16 protein-coding genes and 1 tRNA gene are annotated in these 10991 nt (G+C 45.3%); 10 read left to right on the plus strand and 7 right to left on the minus strand.

The annotated features are described in order from the left end of the window. The first annotated feature begins 51 nt into the window (after positions 1 to 51). From rpsF to ACVW0P_RS17085, 6 genes are all read left to right on the plus strand, one after another. Positions 52 to 417 carry a 30S ribosomal protein S6 gene (rpsF, locus tag ACVW0P_RS17060; protein WP_067054794.1) on the plus strand — a complete coding sequence of 122 codons (366 nt, stop codon included), beginning with the start codon at positions 52 to 54 and terminating at the stop codon, positions 415 to 417. Beyond that, positions 417 to 680 carry a 30S ribosomal protein S18 gene (gene rpsR, locus ACVW0P_RS17065; protein ID WP_354431606.1) on the plus strand — a complete coding sequence of 88 codons (264 nt, stop codon included), beginning with the start codon at positions 417 to 419 and terminating at the stop codon, positions 678 to 680. The genes rpsF and rpsR overlap by 1 nt, the downstream gene beginning before the upstream one ends. A 17-nt stretch (positions 681 to 697) precedes the next feature. After that, positions 698 to 1141, plus strand: a complete 444-nt coding sequence (gene rplI / locus ACVW0P_RS17070) for a 50S ribosomal protein L9 (RefSeq protein WP_354431607.1) — start codon at positions 698 to 700, stop codon at positions 1139 to 1141. A 160-nt stretch (positions 1142 to 1301) separates the two neighbouring features. Next, positions 1302 to 2045, plus strand: coding sequence for a monofunctional biosynthetic peptidoglycan transglycosylase (mtgA, locus tag ACVW0P_RS17075; protein WP_457133139.1), 744 nt, complete (start codon positions 1302 to 1304; stop codon positions 2043 to 2045). Positions 2046 to 2088: 43 nt separating this feature from the next. Continuing rightward, entirely contained in the window at positions 2089 to 2649 is a 561-nt protein-coding gene (locus tag ACVW0P_RS17080; RefSeq protein ID WP_457133140.1) for a hypothetical protein, read from the plus strand. Positions 2650 to 2734: 85 nt separating this feature from the next. Beyond that, positions 2735 to 3148, plus strand: a complete 414-nt coding sequence (locus tag ACVW0P_RS17085; RefSeq protein WP_457133141.1) for a DUF1801 domain-containing protein — start codon at positions 2735 to 2737, stop codon at positions 3146 to 3148. Positions 3149 to 3338: 190 nt separating this feature from the next. Here ACVW0P_RS17085 and ACVW0P_RS17090 read toward each other — a convergent pair whose 3' ends face one another. Genes ACVW0P_RS17090 through ACVW0P_RS17100 form a run of 3 tightly spaced genes read right to left on the minus strand, consistent with a single transcriptional unit; the run spans position 3339 to position 4792 of the window. Continuing rightward, complete coding sequence (locus ACVW0P_RS17090; RefSeq protein ID WP_457133142.1) at positions 3339 to 3953, minus strand: DUF1801 domain-containing protein; 615 nt, start codon at positions 3951 to 3953, stop codon at positions 3339 to 3341. Between the two features lie 19 nt (positions 3954 to 3972). Next, positions 3973 to 4260: a YciI family protein gene (locus ACVW0P_RS17095; protein ID WP_457133143.1), complete on the minus strand. Its 288-nt coding sequence runs from the start codon at positions 4258 to 4260 to the stop codon at positions 3973 to 3975. Between the two features lie 49 nt (positions 4261 to 4309). Continuing rightward, the gene (locus ACVW0P_RS17100) at positions 4310 to 4792 is read right to left on the minus strand and encodes an ABC transporter ATPase (RefSeq protein WP_457133144.1); all 483 of its coding nucleotides are present in this window, start codon (positions 4790 to 4792) and stop codon (positions 4310 to 4312) included. 46 nt (positions 4793 to 4838) lie between these two features. Here ACVW0P_RS17100 and ACVW0P_RS17105 point away from each other — a divergent pair, with 46 nt between their 5' ends. From ACVW0P_RS17105 to ACVW0P_RS17115, 3 genes are read left to right on the plus strand one after another with little or no spacing between them, the layout of a single operon-like run. After that, the gene (locus tag ACVW0P_RS17105) at positions 4839 to 5324 is read left to right on the plus strand and encodes a hypothetical protein (RefSeq protein ID WP_457133145.1); all 486 of its coding nucleotides are present in this window, start codon (positions 4839 to 4841) and stop codon (positions 5322 to 5324) included. 4 nt (positions 5325 to 5328) lie between these two features. Then, entirely contained in the window at positions 5329 to 6147 is an 819-nt protein-coding gene (locus ACVW0P_RS17110; protein ID WP_457133146.1) for a helix-turn-helix domain-containing protein, read from the plus strand. A 42-nt stretch (positions 6148 to 6189) separates the two neighbouring features. Further along, complete coding sequence (locus ACVW0P_RS17115; RefSeq protein ID WP_457133147.1) at positions 6190 to 7350, plus strand: FAD-dependent oxidoreductase; 1161 nt, start codon at positions 6190 to 6192, stop codon at positions 7348 to 7350. A 19-nt stretch (positions 7351 to 7369) separates the two neighbouring features. Here the strand turns inward: ACVW0P_RS17115 and ACVW0P_RS17120 are convergent, their stop codons facing one another. The 3 genes from ACVW0P_RS17120 to ACVW0P_RS17130 are packed head-to-tail and all read right to left on the minus strand — an operon-like array spanning position 7370 to position 9891. Continuing rightward, positions 7370 to 8158, minus strand: a complete 789-nt coding sequence (locus ACVW0P_RS17120; RefSeq protein WP_457133148.1) for a (Fe-S)-binding protein — start codon at positions 8156 to 8158, stop codon at positions 7370 to 7372. Next, on the minus strand, positions 8158 to 8586 hold the full coding sequence (locus ACVW0P_RS17125; protein ID WP_457133149.1) for a DUF2750 domain-containing protein: 429 nt from the start codon (positions 8584 to 8586) through the stop codon (positions 8158 to 8160). The genes ACVW0P_RS17120 and ACVW0P_RS17125 overlap by 1 nt, the downstream gene beginning before the upstream one ends. A 6-nt stretch (positions 8587 to 8592) precedes the next feature. Further along, the gene (locus ACVW0P_RS17130; protein WP_457133150.1) at positions 8593 to 9891 is read right to left on the minus strand and encodes a 4Fe-4S dicluster domain-containing protein; all 1299 of its coding nucleotides are present in this window, start codon (positions 9889 to 9891) and stop codon (positions 8593 to 8595) included. A 271-nt stretch (positions 9892 to 10162) separates the two neighbouring features. Here ACVW0P_RS17130 and ACVW0P_RS17135 point away from each other — a divergent pair. After that, positions 10163 to 10235: transfer RNA gene (locus ACVW0P_RS17135), tRNA-Phe, on the plus strand. Between the two features lie 540 nt (positions 10236 to 10775). On the opposite strand, the gene ACVW0P_RS17140 is transcribed toward ACVW0P_RS17135, so the two are convergent. After that, a partial coding sequence (locus ACVW0P_RS17140; protein ID WP_457133151.1) for a hypothetical protein occupies positions 10776 to 10991 on the minus strand: 216 nt, incomplete at its 5' end.

Below are 10991 nucleotides of genomic sequence, written 5' to 3' on the forward strand. Positions count from 1 at the left end.
ACATTTGCAGCCCCGATATACAGGGATAAATAATTAAAAATCAAAATAATAATGCAACAGTACGAAATCGTGATCGTTCTAACCCCGTTGTTATCTGATGAAACTGCTAAAGAGGCAATTGCCAAATACAGCAAGACATTAACAGATAACGGAGCCGAAATTGTCCAGGAGGATAATTGGGGTTTGAGAAAATTAGCGTACCCTATTCAGAAGAAAACTACAGGGTACTATCACTTAACTGAATTCAAGGCTCCGGGTGATTTAATTAATAAACTGGAAGTTGAATTAAGGCGCGATGAGCGTGTTTTGCGCTTCCTTACCATTGCTTTGGATAAACATGCCATTGCTTACAATGATAAAAAACGCAGCGGTGCCTTTAACAAGAAACCTGCAGCTAAAGTGGAGGAAAACAACTAATGGCAAACGACCAAATTAAATACGTTACCGCTCCTAAAGTGGAGGATAACCGTAAAAAATACTGCCGTTTCAAAAAGAATGGTATCAAGTACATCGATTACAAAGACGCAAACTTTTTATTAAAGTTTATTAACGACCAGGGTAAACTATTACCCCGCCGTTTAACAGGTACTTCTTTGAAGTTCCAGCGTAAAGTGGCACAGGCTGTTAAGCGTGCACGCCACATCGGTTTATTACCTTATGTTACAGACTCATTAAAATAATCGGGAGGTAAAAAGCAATGGAAGTTATTTTAAAACAAGACGTAAAAAACCTCGGCGATAAAGACGATGTAGTGAATGTAAAGCCAGGTTATGGCCGCAATTTTCTTATCCCAAAAGGTTACGCAATATTAGCAACTGTAAGTGCACGTAAAGTTTTAGCAGAAAACTTAAAGCAAGCTCAGTTTAAACAAGAAAAAATACGCAAAGATGCTGATGCGATAGCAACTAAATTAGAAGGCGTTAAGCTTACTATTGGTGCTAAAGCCGGCGAAAGCGGCAAGATCTTCGGTGCTATCAATACCATCCAGGTGGCTGATGCATTGAAAAAAGAAGGTTTTGAAGTTGACCGTCGCCGCATCACTTTTGACCAGGAGCCTAAATTTGTTGGTGATTACACCGCGATAGTGAACCTGCATAAAGAAGTTAAAGTTCAGGTTCCTTTCTCAGTTGTTGCTGAGTAAGGCCTCACCCAACCTTCTCCGAAGGAGAGGGCTTTGAGAAGTCTCCCCTATCGGGGGAGATTTAGAGGGGGCTTTTAAAAAAGGTGTTTAGTTTAGGCTAAACACCTTTTTTGCGTTTAATAAAAAGATTATCCTAAAATTAGCAGGCACTAATATCACAATGGCTAAAAAAGTACAAACCCGTAAAGGCAGCAGCAAAACAAATGGATTTTTTAATAACGGTATAATAAGGCTTATACTGCGCATTGTAAAGCTGATCGTGATTGTGTTTGTTGCCGCCAGCCTGTTTGGTGTGCTGCTGTTTAAATTTGTAAACCCTCCCTTTACCTGGCTAATGATACAACGCGGCTTTGAGCGCAAGGCCGATGGCAAAGATTGGAAGGTAGACAAGCAGTGGGTAGCGTTTGACGATATTGCCGACAACATGAAGCGCGCCGCCGTTGCCGCCGAAGATCAATCTTTTTTAGAGAACCACGGTTTCGACTTTAAGGCCATTGAACGCGCTATCCAAAAAAACGCCAAAAGCAAAAAACTGATAGGCGGCAGTACCATAAGCCAGCAAACAGCCAAAAACGTTTTCCTTTACCCCGGCCGCTCGTTTGTGCGTAAGGGTTTCGAAGCATGGTTTACCGTACTGATAGAAGCCTTTTGGAGTAAGAAGCGCATCATGGAGATTTACCTTAACGTAATTGAAATGGGCGATGGCATTTACGGCATCGAGGCTGCATCGCAGGCATATTTTCACAAACCGGCATCGCAGCTTACCCGCAGGCAGTCGGCAGCCATCGCGGTGATCTTTCCAAGCCCCTTACGGTGGAGTGCCACCAAACCTACCCGCTACCTAAGGCACAGGCAATACCTGATCATGAAAAACATGCGCAGGCTTGGGCCGTTGGCGTTTTAAAGAAGTAACAACTAATTATAGTGGCATTACGTATAATTTGAAAATGAAAAACAACTATCTGTTATACCTGCTCCTGCTTATTGCTGTAAGCAGTTGTAAGCTGGACCCGGTAATATACCCTGAAGGCGTAATTTTTGTGCCACCGGGCCAACCCGGTACGCCGGGGACTACCACTCCCGACCCGGGCACAGACGCTACTTACACAGTAGGCATTGGTGCTTATGACTCGTTTATTTACCAGATTGACAACGGGCCACTAATAACCATACATAACACCGTAACGCTTGACCAGGACCCCGACCCTTCTGTTCCCTTTGCCGGTAATACAAACTTATCTGCACATAGCCTCGATGATAAGGAAATTGACATATCATTTAGTGTAGGTGTGAACGATGTAGTTGGCGTATTTCCGGTTTCGCAGTTCTCGTTAAAATCTACAACTTTCGATTATGACAAGAATGGAGATGGAACGGTAAAATTCACTTCGTTTACAGAAGATGCCGACGGATTTGACATTATAAAGGGATATTTTAAAGTAAACGTTGTAGATAAAAATACAGGCTTAAGTCACGTTATAACAGGCTCTTACAATACCGGCGGGTAAATAACCAATAGCTATGGCAAAGCGTGGCGATCAATAAGATCAATTACTACCACAGCTATTTTGATGCAACAATATTAGCAAATTAATGATGCCTAAGCCGAAACTTACCGATACCGAACAGGTAGCCCAACACATCCAAAACCTCGACCCGGCTGTCCGCGACGCGGTAGAAACACTCCGACAAACCATTTTAGGATCCGACGGCAACATTGCGGAGCAGATAAAATGGAACAACCCCAGTTTCTACTATAACGGCCCCATGGCGCCGTTTGACCCGAAAGAATACAAGCGCGATATAGCGGTGATGAACTTGCACAAGAACCGGTTGATGCTGGTGTTCCCAAGCGGCGCCAGTGTTGATAATACCGGCGGCTTACTGGAGGGTGATTACAAGGACGGGCGCCGTTTATCTATCTTTAAAGATAAGGCAGATGCCGAAGCAAAGGCCGGTGCCTTGCAGGATGTAATTAAAAAGTGGTTGAGTTTGGTGGAGAAGTAATTAAACCAACCTTTGTTGGCTTATCCAATGGCTAACGGATCGGCATGCGTAAAAGCCAATACCTTGAAATAATGGTAACAGTGTTTTGTCAGGATCTTAAAAAAGATAAGCAATTGATTATAAAACTATTGTAAAATATAATTACCGTTCACGGCCGTGAACGTGAACAAAACCGTTAAACAGACAATTATTATTTATACTTCCAATGCCTTGTCTTTCCCTCGGCTATCCAGGCCATCCCCTCTGCTAATCTTTTATCGCGTGTGGCTTCTGTTTTGGCCTCCTCAAACCAGGTAATGTATTCCTTTTTTTGTGACGGACTGAAGTTATCAAAGTATTCGGCGGCCTGCGTATTATCGGCCAAAAGGTCTATCAGGTAACCGGGTGTTGCAACTACCCCGGTGGTGGCGGGCTCCTTTCTGACCTTTGGCGTGGCAATTGTTGCAGATGGCGCGTTCTTTAATTCCATTGCCTGGCGGATATACCAGATCAGGATATCGTCATTTGGCAGATCTGCAAGGGTGGTCAATTTGCCTATGCTGCCCGCGTTGCCTTCGTCTTTTATTAAACCGTGCGGGTCGGGCAGGGTATCGGCTTTCCAAAAGCCGAAGCCTGCATGTTGCTTAAAGGCCATCATAAAACAAAGCACGCCCTTATATTCGAAAAACGGCGCACTCCATTTCATGGTCTCTGTAATCTGCGGCGATGCACGGTGCACCAACCCGCGCAGGTGATTTAAGATGGGTTTGGCAAAATCTACCGATTTTTCGATATAGGCATCTACCCTTGCATCCATGTTTTCCATGATGCAATTTAATAAAAAATTATCTTAACAAATGTTTTAGGTCGGGGTGCGCTTGCGACGCCTGGAATTCGGTTATTTCAAACTCTGCCAGCTTGTGCTGATGGAAAGGGTCATCGGCGATGATCTTCTCAAGTATCTCTTTTGAATCCGCCTGGGCGATGATAACACCACCCGTGCGCGGCACTTTTCGGCCACTCATCAAAAACACATCAGCCGCGTAATATTTCTTCAGATACTTGACATGGGCATCCATGTGCTCATCAAGTTCTTCGAGTGGGGCGATATAGTTGAGGCTGATAATGAACATATTTTGGTGAGTGGTTAATGGTTAATTAGTGAGTAGTTAAACCAAATAATTAACTAACCAGATCCCTAAACAGCTGGATATGCCAGCTATCTTTAAACGGCACTTCCCATTTGGTTTGCAGTTCGGTGATGTTTTGGGCGAGGTTGTTAAATACAATGGTTTCGGTATTGATGGTGCCGGCTTTAAGCAGGTCTTCAAACTGATGGCGGGGCACGGATATCACTTCTTCACCATCGCGGTAGGCCAGGTTAAACCTATCGAACAGGTTGATGCCGAAATGCTGCTCCAGTTGCTTCATAAAATTGACGGATTTATCTATTGAGCAACCGCTTGCACCTGCCTGGCTTTCGTCAACTATCAGGATCAGGAACCGGTTGTACCTTATCTCGGCTTTGGCAAGCAACTGGTTGTTGTGGGCCGTCCAACCGGTAGTAAAATTATCCAGCAAAACCTGTGCTTGAAGCACTTCAGCGTCGGTTAATTTACGGTCGGATTGGTAAACCCAAACCCTTGAGTGTGAAGAAAATTCCATATCGCAAATTTATCAAAATATTAACTTAGGTGTATTATAAGTTGTCATGCAAAAATCACTTCTGCCGGGAAATAAAAAAGCAATGCTGATTGCGGCAATTGTGCTCCCAACGCTATTTTTATGTGCGTTTAAGGCATATAATACCGAGCTGGAGTGGATAAACTGGGGCAACCGCTTCCTGAATGAGAGCTACAACCCTACCGTGGAGCCCAACCTGAAGAAGTATGAAATAACCCTCACCCCTGATCATTTTATGCGCCTGCGCAAAACTTATCAACATGGTAAACTTGAATATTATTCGTTCAGTTTAAAGCGTTTTTCGGAATTGCAGTACATTGCCGGAACTTCTACTACCGATACCCTCGAAATTAAAACCCAGGCCGACGATATCATTTACCAAACTTACGAAGACCCCAAAGGCGACATAGATTCCATGGCTACCCGGTGGGACATCCCCGTCAAAAAACTATCGCCCCAAAGGCTGGATAGTTTGAAGCAAGCCCTGAACTTTTTGAAGGGTAAAGGCTTATAAAAATATGCATCACCAGGAATTTGAATCGCCGGAGGGTTTGCGGGGTGCCGTTAAATGTTTTTGGTACACCCGGCAGGATCTTGGCGACGCCTTAACCAGTTTTGAAGTAGTGCCCGATGGTTATGCCGAGATCATTTTTCACTTTGGCAGCGGGTGCAGCATTTTAAAGGATGACATTTTACTACCTCTCGCCTCGCCTTTTATGATTGGGTTGCTCAACCAGCCTGTGCATTTTTATACAAAAAACATTTTCGAGATCATCGGCATAAGATGCTGGCCCTGGGCGGTGTTCGGGTTGCTTGGCTTGCCACCGGGTAAAGACGGCGTACGCATTTTTGAGCACCCTATTGCAAGCCTGCAAATTACCTTAAGCAAATGCATAGAGGCAGGCGATATAACAAAAGCGGTAGAACAGGTAAAACATTACCTGCTCACCACGCAGTTAACACTAAACACAGATAACATGCTAACTAAGGCCGGAATTGCGATTGGAGGGGCAAACGGTACTATGCCCGTAAGCGACATAGCCGCTGCGGCACACGCCACAGTGCGCACGTTGGAACGCAAATTTAAGCAGTCATCGGGTTACACGGTTAAAGATGTATTGGGATTAATGCGGTTTGAAAAGGTGCGCAACGCATTGTGGATCAACCCAAAATGTAAGCTCGCGAGCCTGGCACATCAACTTGGTTATGCCGACCAGGCCCACCTAAGCCGCGAATTTAAGCGGTATAGCGGCACCACCCCGGCGGCCTTCGCTCGCAAAACCAAACAATGGAAGTACACCAGCGGCAGTGATTTTGTCGCGTTTATACAAGCCTAATGAGCAGGCCTTCCTCAACTTTGTGTTTTTAAACGTGATACTATGTTACTAAACAATAAACAAGTTGCCATTATTGGCGGTGGCCCCGGCGGGCTAACGCTGGCAAGGCTTTTACAGCTAAAAGGCGCTAATGTTAAGGTCTACGAACGCGATGCTAATAAAAATGCGCGTGTTGTTGGTTCCCCGCTGGACATGCACGAAGATTCGGGCATGGCGGCGCTGCGCAAAGCAAATTTGGTTGCCGAACTTAAAAAGAACTTTCGGGTTGGTGCCGATAAAAAAGTTATTGCAGACGAAAATGCAACTGTACTTTTCAGCGACCACGGGGCCAAAACAGAGGAAGACATCGAGAGCGGCTCCTTTAACCCCGAAATTGACCGAGTGCTGTTACGCAAGATCTTCCTGGATTCTTTGCAGCCGGAAACTGTTATTTGGGATAGTCACTTTATTTCGATGAAAGTAAAGGGTGAGGGTTGGCTTTTGCATTTGAAAAATGGCACAGCCGCCTACGCTGACCTGGTGGTAGCGGCAGATGGTGCCAATTCAAAGGTTCGCCCGTACATAACCGACACCAAATCGTTTTATGTTGGTGTTACAATGGTAGAATTCAACGTGCCGAATGCCGAAGAAACCGCACCTCATATTTACAATTTGCTAAACGGTGGCAAAATAATGGCCTTCGGTGATAATAAATGCATATTGGGTGGGCAAAAAGGCGGCGGAGCCCTGGGCTTTTACGCCAGTTTTAAACCCGAGGAAAATTGGGCTATCAAAAGCGGGATTGATTTTAACGACAGGGTGCAACTACTGCGATGGTTTAAAACCGAATATGCCGGTTGGAGTAATATCTGGCACGAGTTAATTAAAAACGCTACAACACCCGTTATCCCCCGCCCTATTTACTGCATGCCGTTAAATAAACCCTGGGACGCCCAACCCAACGTAACTATGCTTGGGGATGCCGCGCACGTAATGCCACCCTTTGCTGGCGAAGGTGCAAATATGGCTATGCTGGACGCGCTGGATTTGAGTGAATGCCTAACATCGGGCGAGCACAATACGTTGCACGAGGCGATTACATCATACGAAGTAAATATGCGTGAAAGGGCATCCGCAGCAGCAAAACGCTCTCTTGAAAATGGCGAGCGAATGCATTCGGAAGGTGCGCTGGCAAAGATGCTGGCAATATTCGGAAGAAAATAGTCTCCCTACAGAAAGGAGTTTATAACCCGTTCGCCCTAACCGTAATCTCGGCAATATCCAGCACCTTTATTTCTTGTTCTTTTTCCATGTGTTTAACTCCGTCGGTCAACATAGTCATGCAGAAGGGGCAGCCGGATGCTACAATGCTGGCACCTGTTTGGATCACATCAAGCATGCGCTCGTCATTAATGTCTTTTTTGCCCCGCTCGGGTTCTTTAAACATTTGCGCGCCGCCTGCACCACAGCAAAGGCCATTGCTTTTGCAGCGTTTCATTTCTACCAGTTCGGTATCCAAAATCTCTAAAGCCGCGCGCGGTGCTTCATAAACGTTGTTTGCGCGGCCAAGATAACAAGGGTCGTGAAAGGTTATTTTACGGCCTTTAAAGCTTTCGCCACCTTCGGCCTTTAGCTTGCCTTCGTCGATAAGGGATTGGATCAATTGGGTGTGGTGGATCACCTCGTAAGTACCGCCAAGGCCTGGGTATTCGTTACGGATGGTATTGAAGCAATGCGGGCATCCGGTCACTATTTTTTTGATATTGTAACCGTTCAGCACCTCGATATTTACCATGGCCTGCATCTGGAACAAAAACTCGTTACCCGCGCGTTTGGCAGGGTCGCCGGTGCAGCTCTCTTCGGTACCTAAAACGGCATAGCTCATGCCCACATGGCTAAGGATCTTGCAAATGTCGCGGGTTATTTTTTGCGCGCGCTCGTCAAAACTACCGGCACAACCTACCCAAAAAAGTATTTCAGGCTCTTTGCCTTCGGAAGCCAGTTGGGCCATGGTTGGTATCGTCTGCTCCATTATTCTTCTTCGCTAATGTCAGTTATAAACTCCTGTATGCTGCTGTAATTGGCAAATGTTATGGCCGAATTTATCGCACCTAACCTGTTCAAAACATCAAGCGCCACCACTAAGGCATCAGCTTCTGTACCAAATAGTTTGGTGTCCCACTGGACGCCTGCCAATACTTCATTTTCGGCCATATCTAAACAGAGATCCTCTAAAAAAGCAGCCAGCGGGATTTCCGTAGGCACGTAACTTTTCCAATCATCGCGCGCGCAGGCTTTGGCCCCTGCCCTGTCTGACCAGAACGGGATAACCGACAATTCTTCGTTATCCGTAGCATCGGCATTTGCCCAGCCCGTTTTACTTTTTAAGCCCCAAACCTGTTTGCCGGCAGCTACCTTTTCTACAAAGGCTATATATTTCGATTCTAAATCTTGCGACATATTCTATTATTCTTTTTCGGCCCAGTTTAACCTGTCGGCCTGGCTATATTTCCATGGCGCGCCGTTGTTTTCCATATTCCCGAACATGTTGTTGAGGCTTGCAGGTGCCTGCGATTCTTCCATCACCACGTAACGGCGCATCTCGGTAATGATCTCCAGCGGGTTTATATTTACCGGGCAGGCCTCCACACAGGCATTACAGGTGGTACAAGCCCACAACTCCTCGCGGGTAATGTAGTTATCCAGTAAGCTTTTATCGTCGTTGTAATCCTTGCCGTGCTTATCAATATTGTTGCCTACCTCTACCAGCCTATCGCGGGTATCCATCATAATCTTGCGGGGCGATAACAGCTTACCCGTGATATTTGCCGGGCAAACCGATGTACACCTGCCACACTCGGTACAGGTGTAGGCCTCCATCAGGTTTTTCCAGGTCAGGTCGGTTACGTCCTTCGCCCCAAAACGACTAATCTCTGCAGGCTCGGGCACTAAAGAAGGATCAAGCATCGCCTTTACCTCGTTGGTAACCGATGCCATGTTGCTAAACTCACCTTTTGGCTCCAGGTTAGAATAATACACATTGGGGAAGGCCAGCAATATGTGGAAATGCTTTGAATACGGAAGGTAATTTAAAAACGCCAGGATTCCGATGATGTGGAACCACCAGCAGCCCCGCTCGATACCTACCAACGAATTAGCACCCGATGGTAACAACGGCGCTATCAGATCGCTTACCGGGAAACTGCCTGCAGTTAGGTAATGCCCAAAATGCAGGGCCTGTAATTTATAATCGGCGGCGTTCATGGTCAGGAAGGCCGTCATCAACAAAATCTCGATAATAAGGATATAGTTGGCATCCGATTTTGGCCAGTTGGTCATCTCGGTACCGCTAAAGCGTTTCAATTTAAGGATGTTACGGCGGGCCAGGAATACCACACATGATACCAGCACCAGTAGCGCCAGCATCTCAAATCCTCCTATCAGCAAACCGTATAAGCTACCCAATGGTTTAGAAAAGATCCGGTGCGACCCAAAGATGCCGTCTATCATGATCTCCAGTACCTCCAGGTTGATGATCACAAAACCAACATAGATAAAGAAGTGCATAACTGCCGCCGTGGGCCTTTTCACCATTTTAGTTTGGCCCAAAGCAACTTTTGCCATAATGGCCCAACGCTCGGCGGGGCGGTCGCTCCGGTCGGTATCACGGCCCAAAAGGATATTGCGCCTAACCTTGGCAACGTTTTTACCAAAAAGGTAAGCAGCGCCCAGTAAAATGATGATAAAGATAACCTGTCCGACCATATATAATATTATGCGTGCATAGTAATTTAAGGCTAAAGTAGGGATTTGATTTAAAGTAAAGATAGATATTGCCTAAATGTTTTAAACTTAGAATTTGTTTAAATAAGGCGTGTTATACCACCTCCTGAAAAAAACTAAAAATAATTTTAGGCTGTAATTCCCTGAAATTCAATTACCGGCGGCCTGAAGATGACATCCATCCAACTAAAATTGAAAAAAAAGTTTCCGGAAATAAAAAAAACGCTACATTTGCAAACCTCAAATAGAGCGGGGTGCCATAGCTCAGTTGGTAGAGCAAAGGACTGAAAATCCTTGTGTCGCTGGTTCGATTCCAGCTGGCACCACCTTACTGGACAAGTCAGTTAATTCTGAACTTGTCCAGTTGTTTTTTGTACCTAAGCCATTGTTAATCAACAAGATATTGCTAATGATTTCGTTCATCCGAATAGTTCGATGTTTGAAACCGTCAAACATAAGATTTTGCGGGTACATCGAACTAATTATCTTGCGTTTGACCTCTAAATTGTTGCACTTGTAGTTGTAATTCAGTGATTTAAGGTTCGATATTCCTCTATTTAACAATTGATCGGCGATTCGGGATGTCCGAATAATCTCAGGCAACCTGCTTTCCAAGGAAATGATCTCTTTTTCGCATTTTATTTTTACAGCTTGAAAATCAACACTGGTAAAATCCCCGCTTAATATTAAATCTCTTGCCTGGTTGATTTTTTCATTCAGCGCCTTAATCTCATAAATTACCTGCCTTTGGCTATTGTCCCCGTCACCCGACTTCTGACGGAATGCCTTGGTCAAGACATCGGTATAAAAGGGTTCATAGCCCTCGCGAATTTTAACCTGACCTACTTCGTCAAGAAACGATGTGTTTACCTCTTCGGCCTTAAACCTGACTTTACAAACAGCGGAACAATGGTAATAATAATAGTAGCTTCCTGCCTGACCTTTTGATGCGCTTCCGGTAAGTTTGCGGCTGCATTTAGGACAATCTGGAGATTATGATGAATGAGACCACACCATTTCGGCGCAAGCTGACCCACTGTTTCGGGGCAAACTGACCATGGTATTTCGGGGCAAACTGACCC

The sequence above is a fragment of the Mucilaginibacter sp. UYNi724 genome, assembly GCF_054057495.1.